Source organism: Geodermatophilus sp. SYSU D01180, assembly GCF_054050415.1.
Map to the genome: position 1 here is coordinate 21,206 of NZ_JBJGZH010000019.1, position 17,841 is coordinate 39,046.

Genomic DNA, 17,841 nt, shown 5'->3' on the forward strand with positions numbered 1-17,841 from the left:
ACAGAGGCCGGTTCCGTCACGGACGGAACCGGCCTCTGTCGTGTGCCCCTGCGGGGGGCCTCGCTCAGCGGGAGCTCTGGGCCCGGCGGGTGAGCAGCCCGGAGAGGACCTCGCCGAGGTCGTGCCCGGCGGCCTCGACCGCCATGGGGAACATCGACGTCTCGGTCAGCCCCGGGGAGACGTTCACCTCGAGGAAGTGCACCTCGCCGTCGGGCGAGACGATCGCGTCGGTGCGGGACAGGTCCGCGAGGCCCAGCGCCCGGTGCACCCGCACCGCGACGTCGGCGGCATGGGCCGCGACGTCGGCGGACACGCGGGCCGGCGCGTGGTACTCGGTCAGCCCGGGCGTGTAGCGGGCGGTGTAGTCGAAGACGCCGGACTCCGGGACGATCTCCACCGCCGGCAGCGCCTGCGGCCCCTCCCCCAGGTCCACCACCGACAGGGCGAGCTCCACGCCGTCGACGAACCGCTCGACGAGGACGGTGTCGCCGTAGGCGAAGCAGCTGACCATCGCCGCGGGCAGGTCCTCGACGCGGGTGACCTTCTGCGCGCCCAGCGCCGAGCCGCCCGAGGCCGGCTTGACCATCAGCGGCAGCCCGAGCCGGGCGACGATGAGGTCGAGGACGGCGCCGGCACCCAGCTCGCGGAAGGTGCTGTGCGGCAGCGCCACCCAGTCCGGCGTCGTCACCCCGGCCGTGCGCACGACCGACTTGGCCGCGGCCTTGTCCCAGGCCAGCCGGCAGGCCGCGGCCGGGGAGCCGACGTAGGGGACGCCGGCCAGGTCGAGGACCGCGCGCAGGGCGCCGTCCTCGCCGGTGGCGCCGTGCAGGGCGATGAACACCGCGTCGGCGGGGGCGGCGGCCAGACCGGGCAGCAGCTCCGGGGGGGGGGGGGGGGGGGGGGGGGGGGGGGGGGGGGGGGGGGGGGGGGGGGCGCGTCGGGGGGGGGGGGGGGGGGTGGAGGCGGGGGGGGGGGGGGGGTGGGCCCCAGCGGGGGGCGCGGGGGGCCCCCCCCCCCCCCCCCCCCCCCCCCCCCCCCCCCCCCCCCCCCCCCCCCCCCCCCCCCCCCCCCCGGGCCAGCTCCTCCACCACCTGGGTGCCCGAGGACAGGCTGACCTCGCGCTCGAAGGTCAGGCCCCCGGCCAGGACGACGGCGCGCAGCGGGGTCTCCCCAGCCTCGGGGGCGGCCGGTGCGGCGGGGTCGGTCACGGGTTCGGTCACGTCAGTCCTCGATCCGGTCGCTGCTGGCGGGGCCGACGATCGTCTCGGCGGCACCGACGTCGGGCCGGCCGACGGCGCGGAAGGTGCCGGTGTCGACGGCGTCGAAGGTGGAGTGCAGGTCCAGCTCGGCCTCGATGACCCGGGCCAGCCGGCGCACGCCCTCGCGGATCTGGTCCGGCTCGGGGTAGCAGTAGGACAGCCGCATGTACTCGCGGCCCGACCCGTCGGCGTAGAACCCGATGCCGGGCACGTAGGCGACGTGCGCGCCCACCGCCCGCGGCTGCATCAGCTTGGCGTCCAGGCCGCTGGGGAGCTTCAGCCACACGTAGAAGCCGCCGTCGGGCCGGGTCCAGGTCGTGCCGGGCGGCATCAGGGCGTCGAGCGACTCCAGCGTGGCGTCGCGCCGCTCCCGGTACAGCTCGGTGAACAGCTTGATCTGCTCGCGCCAGGGCTGGGTGTCCAGGTAGCGGGCGACGGCGTACTGGGTGAGCGAGGGCGGGCAGAGCACCTGCGCCTCGGTGGCCAGCACCAGCTTCTCGCGGACGGCGAGCGGCGCGAGCACCCAGCCCACCCGCAGGCCCGGGGAGAAGGTCTTGGAGAACGAGCCCAGGTAGATGACCCGCTGCGCGTTGCGGGCCCGCAGCGCGCGCATCGGCTCGTGGTCGAACCCGAGCAGGCCGTAGGGGTTGTCCTCGATGACCAGCAGGTCGTACCGGTCGGCGATGTCGATGATCGCCTGGCGGCGCGGCTCCGACAGCGTCACGCCGGCCGGGTTGTGGAAGTTGGGCACCGTGTAGAGGAACTTGACCCGGTCGCCGTTGGCGCGGCACTCGAGCAGCGCCTGCTCCAGCGCCTCCGGGACCAGCCCGTCGTCGTCCATGGCGACGTGCTTCACCCGCGCCTCGGCGGCCTGGAAGACCCCGAGGGCGCCGACGTAGGACGGGCCCTCGGCGAGGATGACGTCGCCCGGGTCGCAGAAGACGCGGGTCACCAGGTCCAGGGCCTGCTGCGAGCCGACGGTCACCACGACCTCGCTGGGCGAGGCGTCGGTGATGCCCTCGAGCGCCATGACGTCGCAGATGCGCTCGCGCAGCCGCGGGTCGCCCTGGCCGGAGCCGTACTGCAGGGTCTGCGCGCCCATCCCGGTCACCAGCTCGCCGATCATCGAGCCGACGGCGTCCAGCGGGAGTGCGGTGACCGCGGGCATGCCGCCGGCCAGCGAGACCACCTCGGGCCGGCTGACGACGGAGAAGAGTGCCCGGATCTCCGAGCTCTTCATGCCGTGCGTGCGGGCTGCGTACCGGTCGGCCAGCGGGTCCAGCCGCGGGTGGCGGGGCACCACGTGCCCGTGCTGCTGCGGCGGCGTGCGGTGCGGCTGGCCGTGCGACGGCGGGAGAGAGGCCACGGACCGAGTGTAGGGAGGCCGCCGCGCGCGCCCGCCCGACACGGCGGGTGAGACGGACCCGTCACACCTGGGGCGCCAGGCGCCCCACTGGTCACAGGGGTGAGCCGCCCTGCGAGGCGTCCGGAGGAGTGGGGGCCGGAGGCTCCCGCGACGAGGGGCGGATCCGGCTCAACGCGCCCCGGGGACGGCTCCTGGCCGCGGTGTCACCCGGAGGATGACGATGTGCTCGGCAGGACGAACGTGCCGGTGGGCGGGTCGGCCTCCGCGGGCAGGAACAGCCGCTGGACGGCGGCCAGCACGGCCGAGGCCACGGTGCCGCGGAGCCGGGCGTCGAGCAGCAGCAGCCGGTCGACCGGGTGCGACAGGTAGCCGACGTCGAGCCGGACGGCGGGCATCCGGGTCATCCGCAGCAGGTCCCAGGTCTTGGGGTGCCCGCCGAGGTCGAGCATGCCGGTGCGGGCCACCACCTCGCGGCGGGCCAGGTCGGCGAAGCGCTCCCCCACCGTCGACGACGTCCCCGAGCCGGTGCCGTAGTAGTAGCTGGCCACCCCGCGGGCGTGCGGCGAGTCGTAGGCGTCCGTGTGCAGGGAGATGAACAGGTCGGCGCGGGCGTCGTTGGCGAACGCGGTCCGCTCGGCCGGCGTCGGGTTCTGCTCGCGGCCGCGGGTGAGGTAGACCGTGGCGCCGGCCGCGGCCAGCCGCCCCTCGATCCGGCTGGCGAGGTCGAGCACGAGGTCGGCCTCGGTGGTCTCGCCGGCGGCGAAGCCGGTGTCGTCGCCGCCGTGGCCGGGGTCGACGACGATGCGCCGGCCGATCAGGTGCGGCCCGCTCTCCACGAACTCGGCGCTCTGCCGCAGCAGCTGGGGGCGGCCGCCGGTCACCTTGCGGCCGAGCTGGCGCAGCGCCCGCAGGGTGGCGGGCCCGCAGGTGCCGTCGGCGGTCAGCCCGTAGTCGCGCTGGAAGGCCTGCAGGCCGGACTCGGTGTCGCGGCCGAAGATGCCGTCGGCGCGGCCGGCGTCGTAGCCGAGCTCGAGCAACCGCTCCTGCAGGTTGGTGACGTCGTCACCGCGCACCGGCCGCTCGGGGTCGTGGTGCAGCAGCCGGTCGCCCAGCGACCAGCGCGCCTCCGACAGCGCCCGCCAGGTCTCCTCGCCGACCCGGCCGTCCACCGACAGGCCGCGGACCTGCTGGAAGTGGCGGACGGCGAGCGCGGTGGCCTCGTCGTAGTCGCCGTCGGCGGGCCCGGCGCCGTCGGTGGGCTGGAGCAGGCCCAGGCTGCGCAGCGCGGCCTGTACGTCTGCGACGGCGGCTCCGTGGCTGCCCGGACCCAGCGGCTGCATGTCGCTCTCGCTACCCATCGTGCCCACGATTGTCGCCTCTGCGACGCCTCCCGGCCCAGCCGGGGGTCCCCGGCCGGCGCAACGGCGAGGGCCCGCCTGGGACGTTCCCAGACGGGCCCTCGGGAGCCGTGTGTCGGAGCCTGCGGCTCAGATGTAGTCGGCGAGGTCGGAGAGGATCGCGCCCTTCGGCTTGGCACCGATGATGCTCTTGACCGGCTTGCCGCCCTGGAACACGGTCATCGTCGGGATCGACATGACCTGGTAGTCGCGGGCGATCTGCGGGTTCTCGTCGATGTTGAGCTTGGCGATCGTCAGCTTCTCGCCGTGCTCCTTGGCGATCTCCTCGAGCACCGGGGCGACCATCTTGCACGGCCCGCACCACTCGGCCCAGAAGTCGACGAGGACGGGCTTGTCACTGCCCAGCACCTCGTTGGCGAAGGTCGCGTCGGTCACCGTCACGGTGTTGCCTGCCATGGTCGTTCTCCTCTGTCGCGGTCGAGGTCTGTCGGCCTCCGCGGGGAGTAACCCGCGGAGGGGGTGCGGTATGCCCGGGGTGGTGACGTGCTGGAACGGCCCCCTCGCAGGGTCCCGCTGCGAGCCTGCGAGCGGTGGGGGCGAGGGGGTGCTTCGTCAGCGCTCGTCGAAGGTCTCGGCCAGCCAGCGCTCGGCGTCGATGGCCGCCGCGGCGCCGGTGCCGGCCGAGGTGATCGCCTGCCGGTAGATGTGGTCGACCACGTCACCGCAGGCGAACACGCCGTCGAGGTTGGTGCGGGTGGTGGGGTGCTCCACCTGGACGTAGCCCTCGTCGTCGAGCTTGAGCTGCCCGGCGAACATCTCGCTGCGCGGGTCGTGGCCGATGGCCACGAACACGCCGCTGACCGGGAGCTCCTCGGTGCTGCCGGTGGCGACGTCGGTCAGCTGCACGCCGGAGACGGTCTGGTCACCGAGCACGTCGGTGACCTGCTTGCCCAGCGCCCAGCGGATCTTCCCGTTGTCCTGCGCGCGCTTCTGCATGATCTTCGAGGCGCGCAGCTCCTCGCGGCGGTGGACGACGGTCACCGTCTTGGCGAAGCGGGTGAGGAAGGTGGCCTCCTCCATCGCCGAGTCGCCGCCGCCGACCACGACGATGTCCTGGTCGCGGAAGAAGAAGCCGTCACAGGTGGCACAGGCGGAGACGCCGTGGCCGAGCAGGCGCTGCTCGTTGTCGAGGCCCAGGTACCGGTACTTGGAGCCGGTGGCGACGATGACCGCGTGCGCGAGGGTCACCTCGTCGCCGACCTTGACCACCTTGGGGGTGGCGGTGAGGTCGACCTCGGTGACGTCGCGGGCGACCAGCTCGGCGCCGAAGCGCTCGGCCTGCTGGCGCATGTCCATCATCAGCTGCGGGCCCTGGATGCCCTCGGCGAAGCCGGGGAAGTTCTCCACCTCGGTGGTGGTCATCAGGGCGCCGCCGAACTGGGAGCCCTCGAAGACGAGCGGGTGCAGGTTGGCCCGGGCGGCGTAGACGGCCGCCGTGTAACCGGCGGGACCCGATCCGATGATGACCAGGTCACGGACGCCGTCGTGCTCCGCGGGCGGGATCACGGGCGACTGGACCTCCGTGGTCGTCGCGGGGCCAGGGGTGGGCTGGGGGTCGGTCACGCGGGGCACAACGCCGCATCGTAGGGCGGGATTCCCGTGATCAGGGCGCTGACGTGCAGGTCACTCCCCCGTGGCGGGGGTGACGGCGACCTCGGCCAGGTCGCCGGCGAAGCCGTCCCCGGCGGGGACCAGGCCGGTCACCCACACCAGGACGTACTGCGCGGTCACCGGCTCGTCGAAGGCGAGGTCGGTGGTCCCGTCGACGCTGCCGGAGGTGGCGACGGCGAAGGAGTCGAGGTCGCCGTCGGGGGCCTCGCCGGTGCGGACCTCGACGTTGATGCCCGGGGTGGTCGTCGTCAGCGTGACGCCGCCGATCGCCTGGGCCGAGCCGAGGTCGTAGACGACGCCGACGCCGGGCTTGAGGTTGCCGAAGTCGGCCGAGCCCCGGTAGGTCAGCGTGGACCAGGTGGTGGCCGGGTCGCCGTCGTGGGTGGCCGGCACCTCGTCGGTGTTCTCCGGCTCGCCGTCGCCGAAGGGGTCGAAGACGGTGGCGTCGCGGATCGTCAGCGGCGTGCCGGCCTCCGGCGCGGGCGCGGCGCTGTCCTCGGCGGGCGCGCTGCTGGACGGGACCACGGGCGTGCCGGGCCGCTCGTCGACGTTCGTGGCGACCGAGAGCAGGTTGGTGCCCACCCACCAGGCGAGCAGCACGACGACGACCAGGGCGGCCAGCAGCAGGCCGACGACCATGAACCGGCGGCGGCCGGGCGAGCCCTCGGCGTCGTCCTCGTCCTCCTCGTCGACCGGCTCACCGACGACGTCGACGTCGTGGTGGTCCTCGGTCGGCACCGGCGGGAGGGAGCGGGCGGGACCGAGGGGGACCGGCGGGAGGGTGTCCGGGTCGAGCCGCTGGGGTCGCCCGGCGTCCTGCGCCGCGACCGTGGGGGCCTGCTCGGCGTCGCGGTGCTCGCGCAGGCGCCGGAGCCAGCCGCTGTCGCTCTCGTCGCGGCCGCGGACCGGCACGGCCGAGGACCGCGGGCGCTCGGCGAGCAGCGCGGCCATCGCCGCGGCGCTGGCCAGCCGGGCGCCGGGCTCGGTGGAGCGGGCGCGGCGGACGAGCGCGGCCAGGTCCGGCTGGGCGATGACCGGGGCGGCGGCGGGGACGCCGTCGGGCCCGGGGATGCCGGCCTGCCGGCCGGTGAGGCAGTACTCGAGCAGCGCGGCGAGGGCGGCGATGTCCTCCTGGACGGTGCCCGTGGCGGCGGGGACGGCGCGCAGGCCGACCAGCCCGTTGGGCCGCAGGACGACGGTCTCGGGGCTCAGGCCGCCGACGGCCAGGCCCACCCGGTGCGCCTCGGCGACGCCCTCGGCCAGCCGGCGCAGGACGGTGCGGGCCTCCCGCTCGCCCATCGGCCCGGACCGCAGCCGCTCGGCGAGGGTCTGCCCCTCGATCCACTCGTTGACGACGTAGGCCCCGCCGGTCTCGCCGCCGCTGCCCTCCGAGGCGTCGTAGACCATCGCCAGCGCGGGGGTGGCCAGGCCGCCGGCGGTGAGGGCGCGGGCGATCCAGGCGCGCGCCGGGGGGCCGCCGGGGACGTGCACGCGGATGGCGACGTCGCGGTTGAGGATGCGGTCCTTGGCGCGCCAGCAGTGGATGACGCCGGTCGAGGTGCGTTCCTCGGGGCCGACCTCGTCCAGCGGTCGGTACCGGTCGGGGAGGCCGGTGATCGTCGCCGTCATGGACGTGTCCGACCCCCTGTCCGCTCCCCCCGGCTGCGCGCTGCCCCGGGGACGCCGTCCGTGCCCGCCGGTCCGCGGCTCACCCGCGGCCCAGCCGCGCGCGGACGGCGGCGAGGGGCCCCCGGAGCTCCGGGACGCGGGCGAGCACGAACCCTGCGAGGGCCGTGACGCCGACGACCACGGTACCGATCAACAGGGTGCCGAGCGAGCCCGTCAGCGACGCGCCGAACGCGTCCTGGGTCACGCGGACGACGAGCCAGCCGACGCCGGCCGCCACCGCCGCGGCGAGTCCCATCCGCAGCACCGGGCCCAGCGCCCCGCCCCGCGCCACGCCCGGCTCGGCGCCGAGCTGCCGGCGCAGCGCGAGGTGCCCGAGCACCCAGCCGGCGACGTAGGTGAGGCTGGTGGCCAGCATCAGCCCGGCGACGACGTGCCCGGGCTCGACCAGCACCGGGACCAGCAGCAGCAGCGGCACGCGGACGAGGACCATGCCGACCTGGATCAGCGTCGGCGTCCGGGCGTCCTTCATGGCGTAGAAGACACGCAGCTGCAGGAGCGTGACGGCCATGGGCAGCAGCCCGAACGCGCCGACGGCCAGGGCCGCGCCGATCCCCTGCGCCTCGTCGACCGAGGTGTTGCCGCGGGCGAAGGCGACGGCGCCGAGCGCCGGGCCGACGACGGTGAGCGCGGCGGCCACCGGCAGCAGCCCGAGCGCGGACAGCCGCGTGCCGAGGGAGAGGTCCTGGACGACGCCGGGGACGTCGTTGCGCGCGGCGGCGCGGCTCATCCGTGGCACGAGGGCGGTGAGCAGCGCGACGCCGATGATCCCGTAGGGCATCTGGAACAGGAGGCTGGCGTAGGCGAACGCGCTCGAGCCCAGCCCGCCCTCGCGGGCGGCCGCGTTGGCCACGCGGGTGGCCACGACGACGCCGATCTGGCTGACCGCCACGTAGAGGACCACCCACAGGCCCAGCCCGCCGACCTCGCGCAGCCCGGTCTGCCGCAGGCTCCACCGGGGCCGCAGCGGCACGCCGGCCCGGTGCAGCAGCGGCACCAGCACCAGCGCCTGGACGGCGATGCCGAGCAGGGTGCCGCCGCCGAGCAGCCACACCTGGCCGGGGGTGATCGTCCGCGGCTCGAGGTCGCCGGGCCCGCTGGCCATCACGAACAGCACGCCGGTCGCGATGACGACGACGTTGTTGAGCACCGGCGCCCACGCCGGCGGCCCGAAGACCCCGCGCGAGTTGAGGATCGCCTGCGCCAGCGCGCCGATGCCGTAGAAGACGATCTCCACCAGCAGGATCCGGGCCAGCCAGTTGGCCAGCCGCACCTGGTCGGGGTCGTCCTCGATGCCGTACAGCGCGGTCAACGCCGGCGCGATGACGACGGCGACCACGGTGACCACCAGGAGCCCGGCGATCGCCACCGTGGACAGCCGCTGGGCGTAGGCGACGCCGCCGTCGCGGTCGCGCTCCTGCGCGTGCACCAGCAGCGGCACGATGACCGAGGTCAGGACGCCGCCGAGCAGCAGTTCGTAGACGATGTTGGGCAGCGTGTTGGCGGTGTTGTAGGCGTCGTTGACCAGCCCGACGCCCAGCGCGGCGGCCAGCACCACCGTGCGCAGCAGGCCGGTGACCCGGGAGACCAGCGTGGCCACCGCCATGGTCCCGGCGGCACGCAGGAGGCCGCGGCTGCCGCCGGGGGCGCCCTCCCGCTGCCGCGCCTCCTCCTCGGTCTCACCCTCGCGCTGCGGGACCGGGGGCAGGTGCAGGATCGGGATGACCTGCGTCTCGTCGGCCGGGATGAAGCGGCGCCGCACCGGCGGGGGCACCGGCGGCAGCGGCCGGGGCGCGGGCCGGACGACCGCGGGCTGGGGTGCCTCGGCGCCGGGGTCCGCCGGGCGCCGTCCGTTCGCCTGCGCCCCCGGCTGGTCCCCGGTGCGGGGGGCCCCGGGCGTCCGCGGCCGGGCCGGCGGGACCGGGGGCATGGCGCGGCGGGCCGCCGGGGTGCCCGGCAGTCCCGAGCCCGGCGGCGGGGCGACCGGGTAGGGCGGCGGGGGCAGCGGCCGGGACCGGTCGCCCGCCGCCCCCCGCTCCGGCGCCCCCGGGGACGCCGGAGCGGGGGGCGGGGAGGACACGGGCGGGGGCACCGGCGGCAGCGGGCGCGCCCCCGGCTCCCGGGCCGGTGCGTCCTCGTCGCTGCGGGGCCGGCCGGTCACACCGGGCTCCGGCTGGGCGGGAAGGCGGTCCCGGCGCCGTCGGGCAGCTCCTCCTCGGTCCGCCCGCGGCGGCGGAGGAAGAGGACCCCGCGGCGCAGGAACAGCAGCCCGAGCAGGACGGCGGCGCCGATGGTGATCGACAGCGAGATCGTCCCGTAGGCGGTGCTGCGCACCTGGATCGCGACGTCGTCGCCCAGCGGGCCGCCGTCGGGGGTGGTGAGGCTCGCGGTGACGGCGAAGCGGCCGGACTGGCGCACCTCGGTCGGGACCTCCAGCGTCGTGCGCTGCTCGGGGGCGAGCTCCTGCGCGTCGAGCTCGCCGATGGTCAGGCCGACGTTGTCGCGGGTGCGCGCCTCGACCAGCACCCGCACCGCGAAGGGCAGGTCGTTCTGCACGGTGAGGACCAGCGGCGCGTCGCTGGAGGCCAGGCTGTAGGTGCCGTCGGCGGGGGCGACCAGCGTCACCCGCTCGCGCAGCTCGGCCAGGGTGTCGCGCACGTCCCCGGCGGCGGCGGTGAAGCCGGCCGGGTCGTCCCGCCAGGCCGCCGAGGCGGCCCGGGCCAGCGCGGCGTCGTACCCGGCGAGGACGGTGGCGGGCTCCTCGACGACGGCGCCGGCGAGGTCGTCGCGCAGCGCGGTCGCGGCGACCAGCTCGGCGACGCCGGCGGGGTCGAGCACCGCCGCGCCGGCCTGGTCGACCGGCGTGCCGGCGTCGGCGACCGGGCCCGCGGACAGGTCGGTCAGCGATGCCGGGCGCAGCCCGGGCAGCGCGGTGTCGGTGATCATCGCGGCGACCGCCTCGGGGTCGGGGTCGACGTCGCGCGGCGGGGCGACCAGGACGCTCTGGCCTGCCGGGGCGGCGGGCGCCTGCTGCGAGACCAGCACCAGCTCGGCGAGGTAGCGCTGCTCGGCCACCCGCGGCCCGCCCTCGGCGGTGTCGGCCGTGCCGACGACGGAGGACAGCCCGGCGTCGGCCACCAGCGCCTCGACGGGGCCGTCGGTGCCGGGCACCGTGGTGCGGGCGGCCGCGCCGCCGCCGGGGATGCCGAGTGCGGCGTCGCCGTCGCTCAGCGCGCTGGAGGCGACCACCACCTGCTCGACGCCGCCCTCCCGGAGGGTCGTGAGCGTGTCCGGCCGCAGCGCCCCGCCGGCCGCCCAGGTCAGGTCGGTGCGCGGGGTGACCCCGAGGACGTCGGCCAGCAGCGCGGCCCCGGCCGGCCCGGGCGAGGCCTCGGAGACCACGCCCCCGCCGTCGGGGGTGTCGCCCTCGGCCCCGGGTGCGGCACCGGGCAGCGCGCGGGTCAGCGCGGGCTCCAGGCCCGCGGCCTGCAGCGCGTCGGCGTCGACGTCGCCGTAGGGCAGGGCGACCACCGGGTGGTCGGCGGCCACGGCGCGCAGCCGCTCCAGCCACGCGGCGGCGGCCTCGGTGCCGGTGCCGGCGTCCTCCTCGCCGCCGACGTCGTAGGGACCCTCGGCCATGAGCGAGAGCTCCTCGACCAGGGCGGGGTCCACGGCGAGGGCCACCGGGGCCAGGGGCGTGGCCGCGGGCGCGCCGGGGGCGGCGACGGCGGGCAGCCGCTCGACGACGGCCAGCGCGCGGTCGAGCCGGCCGCCGTCGGCGACCTCCTCGGCCAGGCCGTCGTCGACGAACCGGCCGGAGGCGTCGCGGTGACTGCGCTCGGCCAGGGGCCACAGCCAGGCGACGGCGGTGGCGGTGGCCGGCGGCGCGCTCTGCTGCACCACGTGGGTGCGGACCTCGCCCACCCGGCTCGCCTCGCCGTCGGCGGTGGTGCCGTTGACGTTGACCAGCAGGGGGTAGACGCCGTCGCGGTCCAGCGCCAGGTCGGCGGTGGTGACGGTGACGGTGAACGGCGCGGAGTCGCCGGGGGCGAGCGGGCCGGGCAGCGGCTGGAACGGCGTGGTGAACGCGGTGGCCGGGTCGGGGTCGGCGTCGGCGGCGAGCAGGTCGGCGCGGGTGGTGACGGCCTGGCCGCGCTGCAGCCGGACGCCGAGGTCGGTGACCGTCTCGGTGCCGTCGTTGGTCAGCGTGCCGCCCAGGGTGACGGTGCCGCCGGGGGCGACGGTGCGCGGGTCGAGCCGGGTGAGGTCGACGGTGACCGGCCGCTCGGGGTCGGTCACGGGCGCGGCCGGCGGGGCCGGCGCCGCGGCGGCGGGAGCCGCGTCCGGGACGAGGGCCGGGGCGGCGGCGAGCGGCAGGGCCAGCAGGGCCGCCGTCAGGACGCGGGTCACCGTCCTCCCGCGCCGGCCGGCCCCGGACCGGGGGGTGCTGTGCCGAGGATGGACGTCGCGGTCCGGGTCACGCACTGTCGGCGAGCAGCGCGGGCGCCCGCTCGACCAGCGCCCGCTCGTCGGCGTAGGCCAGCCGGTCGGACAGCTCGTCGAGGGGGACCCAGGCGACCTCGGTCACCTCGACGTCGGCGTCGGACAGGGCGCCTCCGATGGCGCGCAGCAGGAAGTGGTGCACGGTCTTGTGCACGCGGCGGCCCTCGGCGACGAACCAGAAGTCGATGATCCCGAGCGGGGCGAGCACCTCGCCGATGATCCCGGTCTCCTCGGCGACCTCCCGGACGGCGGTGTCCTCGGGGGTCTCGCCCTCCTCGATGTGGCCCTTCGGCAGCGACCACAGCAGCCGGCCGCGGCGGTCGGTGCGGCCGATCAGCGCGGCGCGCGGGCCGGAGATGCCGTCGTCGGCGACCACGAGGCCCCCGGCGGAGGTCTCGTCGACCCGCCGCAGGCGGCGGCCGGGACGCCCGCGTCCGCCGGTGCCTGCCATGCCAGGAGGGTAGCGCGAGCCGCCGCACTACCCTGGCTCGTCGTGTCCGGAGAGCGTCAGAGTCGTCCGGCCGCCGCGGACGTCCCGCCGGCGGTGCAGCAGACCGTGCGCGAGCTGGTCGACGTCTCGCCCGTGCTGGTCGAGCTGGGGGAACGCTTCGCCGCGGCCGGGTTCGAGGCCCACCTCGTGGGCGGGTCGGTGCGCGACGCCCTGCTGGCCGCCGGCAGCGGCGCGCCGACGCCGCCCGGCGACCTCGACGTCACCACCGACGCCCGGCCCGAGCAGGTGCTCGGGCTCCTGCGCGGCTGGGCGGGTTCCACGTGGAACCAGGGCATCGCCTTCGGCACCGTGGGCGCCGAGGTGCGGGGCACCCGGCTGGAGATCACCACCTTCCGCGCCGACCGCTACGACCGGGAGTCCCGCAACCCCGAGGTGGCGTGGGGCGACTCGCTGACCGACGACCTGGCCCGCCGCGACTTCACGGTCAACGCGATGGCGGTGTCCCTCGGCCCCGACCGCACGGTGACCGACCCGTTCGGCGGCCTCGGCGACCTGCTCGCCCGCCGGCTGCGCACCCCGGGCGCGGCGGCGGACTCCTTCGCCGACGACCCGCTGCGGATGCTGCGCGCGGTGCGCTTCGTCGCCCAGCTCGGTCTCACCCCGGACGACGACGTGGTCCGCGCGATGACCGGCATGTCCGGGGAGCTGGCGCGGATCACCCCGGAGCGGGTGCAGGCGGAGCTGTCCAAGACCCTGCTGCAGGACGCCCCCCGCGCGGCGCTGGAGCTGCTCGTCTCCACCGGCCTGGCCGACGTCGTGCTGCCCGAGCTGCCGGCGCTGCGCATGGAGATCGACGAGCACCACCAGCACAAGGACGTCTACTCCCACTCGCTGACCGTGCTCGACCAGGCGATCGCGCTGGAGAAGGCGGACCCGGACGCGGAGTCGCCGGACCTGGTGCTGCGGCTGGCGGCGCTGCTGCACGACATCGGCAAGCCCGCCACCCGCCGGCACGAGCCCCGCGGCCGGGTCTCCTTCCACCACCACGAGGTGGTCGGCGCGAAGCTGGTGCGCAAGCGGCTGACGGCGCTGCGCTACCCCAAGGACGTCGTCGAGGCGGTCGCCCGGCTCACCTTCCTGCACCTGCGGTTCCACGGCTACGGCCGCGGCGAGTGGACCGACTCCGCGGTGCGCCGCTACGTCACCGACGCCGGCGACCTGCTGTCCCGGCTGCACAAGCTCGTCCGCTCGGACTGCACCACCCGCAACCGGCGCCGGGCCGCCGCGCTCTCGGCCACCTACGACTCGCTCGAGCGGCGGATCGCCGAGCTGTCCGCCGCCGAGGACCTCGCGCGGGTGCGGCCCGACCTGGACGGCAACGCGATCATGGAGATCCTGGGCATCCCGCCGGGCCGCGAGGTCGGCGAGGCATGGACCTACCTCAAGGACCTCCGCCTGGAGCGCGGCCCGCTCGGGCCCGACGAGGCCGAGGCCGAGCTGCGCGCCTGGTGGGCCGCCCGCTCCTGAGCTCCCCCGCTCGGGTGGCCGCTCCGCCCGCGCCCCTCCCCGCACCCCGCGTCCGCCGGTAGGACGGACGGCCGGACCGCGGACGGGGGGCACGGGTGCACGGGGGAACGCAGGACGGGCGCGCCGTGCGCGCGCCGTGGCCCTCGGAGCTGCCGTCGGGTCCGTGGCCCCCGCCCCTGCCGCCCCCACCGGGCGTCCCGGCCTCGCCCACCGGACGCGTGCCGCGGTGGGTGCTGGACGGGCCGGCCGGCCGTCCCGCCGACCCGGCGCCGTGGCGCGCCCGGGAGGGCGGGCCGCCGCCCCCGCGCCGCCGCTCCCCCGCCGTCCGCGGGGTGCTGGCCGTCGTCCTGGTGCTCGCGCTGAGCCTCGGTGCGGCGGTGCTCGCCGGCCCGCGGCCGTGGCCGTGGGAGTCCTCCGCCGGCCTCTCCGCCGCCGGGGGCCCCGCGGCCCCGGTGGCGGACCGGCCCACGCCCGGCCGCGAGGCCGCGGACTCCCCGCTCGGCACGCCGCCGCCGGCCCCGGCCGGCGGCACCTTCGAGTTCGTCGAGCGCCAGGCCGACGGCGTCACGCCGGTCGCCTACGACCCGTGCCGCCCGGTCCACTGGGTCATGCGGCCCGACGGCGCGCCGCCGGGCGCCGCCGGGCTGGTCGAGGACGCGCTGACCCGGGTGTCGGCCGCCACCGGCCTGCGGTTCGTCTCCGACGGCACCACCGACGAGGGGTACACCGACGACCGGGCGGTGTTCCAGCCCGACCGCTACGGGGACCGCTGGGCGCCGGTCCTGGTCAGCTGGGCGACCCCGGAGGAGGTGCCGGGCCTCGGGGGCACGGTGGCGGGCCTGGGTGGCAGCCAGGCGGCCGCCGCGGCCGGCGGGCCGTGGGTGTTCGTCACCGGCGCGGTGACCATCGACGCCGGCTGGGCCGGCGGCGCCGCGGGGTCCCCCGAGGGGCGGGCCGCGCTGCGCGCCGTCCTCATGCACGAGTTCGGGCACGTCTTGGGCCTGGACCACGTCGACGACCCGGCCGAGCTGATGGCCCCGCGCAACGACGGCCAGGTGGACTTCGGCCCCGGCGACCTCGCCGGCCTGGCGCGGCTGGGCCGCGGCGCCTGCGAGCCGGACCTCTAGACCCGCGCCGGCGCCGCGCTGCGCTGCAGGAACGCCACGGCGGTCAGCCCGTAGACGGCGCCCACGGCGACCAGCACCGGCACCGAGACCCCCGAGGCCGGCAGCACCAGCGCCCCGGCCACGAGCGCGGCGACGTAGGTGACGTTGACCAGGGTGTCGTAGACGGAGAACACCCGCCCGCGGACGTCGTCGGCGAGCACCTCCTGCAGCGTCGTGTCGACGCACACCTTCACGCCCTGGGCGACGAAGCCGAGCACGAACCCGCCCGCCACGATCCCCGGCGGCGCGAAGGTCAGCCCGAGCAGCGGCTGCAGCACCCCGCCGGCGACCAGCAGCAGCGCCGTCCACCCGCGGCGGCCCAGCCGGCGCACCGCGGCCGGGGTGACCAGCGCGGCGAGCAGCGTGCCGACCGCCCCGGCGCCCACCACCTGCCCGAGGCCGACCAGCCCGCCGGGGAACAGCGGCCCGGACCCCTCCGCCAGCGGGCCGCGGTAGAGCAGCAGCGACACGAGCGTCAGCACGCCGTAGCAGACCCGGTGCCCGGAGATCGCCAGCAGCGCCGCCGTCGCCGGCGGGTGCGCGCGCACGTCCCGCACGCCGTCGGCCATGCCGCGCAGCACGTGCCGCGCGGACAGCCGGGCCGAGCGGGTGGCGCTGTCGGGACCGAGGTACGCCCGGGCGAAGCCCGCGACGACCGCCGCGGCCGCGAGGTAGGGCAGCGCCGCGGACAGCGTCACGGCCGCGTAGCCGGCGTCCCCGGCCGGGGCCAGCTGCAGCAGGCCGACCGCGGCCGCCCCGCCGACGACGGTCGCCACCGCGCCCGAGGTCGTCGAGAGCGCGTTCGCCGTCACCAGCACGCCGGCGTCGGCGGTGTGCGGCAGCCCCGCCGACAGCGCCGCCAGCACGAACCGGGTGACGGAGAAGACGGCGAGCCCGGCGACGGCGAGCGGCAGGCCGCCGGCCCCGGTCACCACGAGGGCCGCGACGACGGCGACCAGGCCCGCGCGCAGCACGTCGGCGTGCACCAGGACCTGCCGCCGGCTCCACCGGTCCAGCCAGACGCCGGCGAAGGGGCCCAGCACCGAGTACGGCAGGAGCAGCACCGCGAACCCGGCCGCGACGGCGAGCGGGTCGGTGGCCCGCTGCGGGTTGAACAGCACGCTCCCGGCGAGCGAGGCCTGGAAGACGCCGTCGCCGAACTGGGCCAGGAGCCGGGTGGCCAGCAGCCGGCGGAAGTCCTCCCGGCCGAGCAGGAGCCGCACGGTCGGAGCGGCCCGCGTCACCGGCTCACCCTACGGCGCGCGCTCGTCCTCCCCCCGGCCCCGGACTGTTGCACACTGGACGGGATGTCTCCGGTGCCCTCACCCGAACCCGAGTCCGGCCCACCCACCCGGCGGGCCACGGGCAGACGCCGTGCGCCGGTGCCGCGGCTGTCCACCGGAACCCTCGACGACGTCGTCCCCGGCTCGCTGCTCGTGGCCATGCCCGGGCTCACCGACCCGAACTTCGCCGGCACCGTGGTCTACGTGCTCGACCACAACGACAGCGGCACGCTCGGCGTCGTCCTCGGCCGGCCCAGCCAGGTCGAGATCCGCGACGTGCTGCCCGGCTGGTGCGACCTCGCCGTCGAGCCCGGCGTCTTCCACGTCGGCGGCCCGTGCGAGACCGACACCGCCCTGTGCCTGGCCAGCGCCCCCGGCGCGGCCGGTGAGGGCGAGGGGCTGCGGCGGGTGGCCGGTGACGTCTACCTCGTCGACCTCGACGCCGACCCCGGCGACCTCGAGAGCGGCCTGTCCGGCCTGCGGGTGTTCGCCGGCTACGCGGGCTGGTCCCCCGGCCAGCTGGCCGCCGAGGTGGCCGAGGGCGCCTGGGCCTGCGTGCCCGGCTCCCCGGGCGACGTGCTCAGCGAGCTGTCCGGACCGCAGCTGTGGCGCGCGGTCCTCGCCCGGCAGACCGGCCGGCTGGCCGTCCTGTCCACGGCACCGGCCGACCCCTCCGCGAACTGACACGCCGCGGGAGGGCGGTCCGGGGCGCGCGCCCCGGCGAGGTCTGGTAGGAATGACCCCGGAGGGGGCGGTCTGGGGAAGAGGCCGCCCCCTCTTTGCATGTCCGGGTGACCTCGCCCCGGTCTAGACGCCGACCGCCGCCGCGACCTCCGGGTGCGCCGCCGCGTCCACCGTCTGCCCGTCCTCCGGCAGGGCGATCGTCCGCGGCCCGTGGTCCGACAGCGTCACCGTGACCTCGGTGTCCTGCCCGGGCAGCGGGGTCACGTACTGCAGCAGCAGGCCGGTGGCGTCGTCCACGGTGACCGTCCAGCCGGCCTCCCCCGCGTACACCGTGGCCAGCCGGCGGTCGACCGAGCGCTGCCCCTCCCAGGTGTGCTCCCCGCCGAGGAAGGCGGCGGCGTCGTCGGCCTCGGGGGCGCCCAGGTTGAGCACCACGGCCACGAGGACGTCGGTCAGCGGCACCGCGTCGGGCCCGGTCGCCGGCGCGCGGCTGACGAACGGGACGTCGGGCCGGCCGGCGGCGGCGAGGGCGTCCGGCAGCCCGGGGACGTCGCCGAACCAGATCCGGTCGCGGGTGAAGAACAGCGTGCGGGTGTCGTCGGGGCGTCCGTCGCCGTAGGTGGTCACCGCCTGCGCCCGGCCGGCGGAGGCGGTGAAGTCGACCTCGCCGGTGAGGCGCAGCAGGCCGCCGTCGCCGAAGGGCGCGGCGACCTCGACGTCGGCGCCGCCCTCCTCCGAGTCCTGCGCCAGGAGGCCGGCGAGCACCTCGGCCTCCTCGGCGGTGACCGGGTCGCCGGGCTGCCGGTCGGCGGGGTCGTCCGAGCACCCGGCCAGCAGGACCGCCAGCAGGACCAGCGCGGACGCGAGCAGGCGGCGCGGCATGGCGG

At 77.0% G+C, this 17,841-nt stretch carries 14 protein-coding genes; 3 read left to right on the plus strand and 11 right to left on the minus strand.

The features are described 5' to 3' along the window. Positions 1-64 precede the first annotated feature (64 nt). From ACI8AA_RS16860 to ACI8AA_RS16900, 9 genes are all read right to left on the minus strand, one after another. Positions 65-877 carry a D-alanine--D-alanine ligase family protein gene (locus ACI8AA_RS16860; protein WP_457045604.1) on the minus strand — a complete coding sequence of 271 codons (813 nt, stop codon included), beginning with the start codon at positions 875-877 and terminating at the stop codon, positions 65-67. A 344-nt stretch (positions 878-1,221) separates the two neighbouring features. Continuing rightward, positions 1,222-2,625, minus strand: a complete 1,404-nt coding sequence (locus ACI8AA_RS16865) for an aminotransferase-like domain-containing protein (protein ID WP_457045554.1) — start codon at positions 2,623-2,625, stop codon at positions 1,222-1,224. Between the two features lie 203 nt (positions 2,626-2,828). After that, positions 2,829-3,983 (minus strand): N-acetylmuramoyl-L-alanine amidase, encoded by a 1,155-nt coding sequence (locus ACI8AA_RS16870; RefSeq protein ID WP_457045555.1) that lies wholly within the window; start codon positions 3,981-3,983, stop codon positions 2,829-2,831. A gap of 129 nt (positions 3,984-4,112) precedes the next feature. Continuing rightward, complete coding sequence (trxA, locus tag ACI8AA_RS16875; RefSeq protein WP_387988625.1) at positions 4,113-4,439, minus strand: thioredoxin; 327 nt, start codon at positions 4,437-4,439, stop codon at positions 4,113-4,115. Positions 4,440-4,595: 156 nt separating this feature from the next. Next, a complete protein-coding gene (gene trxB, locus ACI8AA_RS16880) occupies positions 4,596-5,549 on the minus strand; it encodes a thioredoxin-disulfide reductase (protein WP_457045556.1) in 954 nt (317 codons plus the stop codon). A gap of 117 nt (positions 5,550-5,666) precedes the next feature. After that, entirely contained in the window at positions 5,667-7,283 is a 1,617-nt protein-coding gene (locus ACI8AA_RS16885; protein WP_457045557.1) for a hypothetical protein, read from the minus strand. A gap of 79 nt (positions 7,284-7,362) precedes the next feature. After that, positions 7,363-9,114, minus strand: a complete 1,752-nt coding sequence (murJ, locus tag ACI8AA_RS16890; protein ID WP_457045558.1) for a murein biosynthesis integral membrane protein MurJ — start codon at positions 9,112-9,114, stop codon at positions 7,363-7,365. Positions 9,115-9,497: 383 nt separating this feature from the next. Then, on the minus strand, positions 9,498-11,750 hold the full coding sequence (locus ACI8AA_RS16895) for a DUF6049 family protein (protein WP_457045559.1): 2,253 nt from the start codon (positions 11,748-11,750) through the stop codon (positions 9,498-9,500). Between the two features lie 67 nt (positions 11,751-11,817). Beyond that, positions 11,818-12,294, minus strand: a complete 477-nt coding sequence (locus ACI8AA_RS16900) for an NUDIX hydrolase (RefSeq protein WP_387988621.1) — start codon at positions 12,292-12,294, stop codon at positions 11,818-11,820. 42 nt (positions 12,295-12,336) lie between these two features. On the opposite strand from ACI8AA_RS16900, the gene ACI8AA_RS16905 reads away from it, so the two are divergent. Both ACI8AA_RS16905 and ACI8AA_RS16910 read left to right on the plus strand, forming a co-directional pair. Beyond that, positions 12,337-13,821 carry a CCA tRNA nucleotidyltransferase gene (locus tag ACI8AA_RS16905; RefSeq protein WP_457045560.1) on the plus strand — a complete coding sequence of 495 codons (1,485 nt, stop codon included), beginning with the start codon at positions 12,337-12,339 and terminating at the stop codon, positions 13,819-13,821. 218 nt (positions 13,822-14,039) lie between these two features. Then, positions 14,040-14,948 (plus strand): matrixin family metalloprotease, encoded by a 909-nt coding sequence (locus tag ACI8AA_RS16910; RefSeq protein WP_457045561.1) that lies wholly within the window; start codon positions 14,040-14,042, stop codon positions 14,946-14,948. Here the strand turns inward: ACI8AA_RS16910 and ACI8AA_RS16915 are convergent. Then, positions 14,945-16,231, minus strand: coding sequence for an MFS transporter (locus ACI8AA_RS16915; protein WP_457045562.1), 1,287 nt, complete (start codon positions 16,229-16,231; stop codon positions 14,945-14,947). The genes ACI8AA_RS16910 and ACI8AA_RS16915 overlap by 4 nt on opposite strands. A gap of 138 nt (positions 16,232-16,369) precedes the next feature. On the opposite strand from ACI8AA_RS16915, the gene ACI8AA_RS16920 reads away from it, so the two are divergent. Next, on the plus strand, positions 16,370-16,954 hold the full coding sequence (locus ACI8AA_RS16920) for a YqgE/AlgH family protein (RefSeq protein WP_457045563.1): 585 nt from the start codon (positions 16,370-16,372) through the stop codon (positions 16,952-16,954). A gap of 123 nt (positions 16,955-17,077) precedes the next feature. On the opposite strand, the gene ACI8AA_RS16925 is transcribed toward ACI8AA_RS16920, so the two are convergent. Next, on the minus strand, positions 17,078-17,836 hold the full coding sequence (locus tag ACI8AA_RS16925; protein WP_457045564.1) for a hypothetical protein: 759 nt from the start codon (positions 17,834-17,836) through the stop codon (positions 17,078-17,080). Positions 17,837-17,841 lie beyond the last annotated feature (5 nt).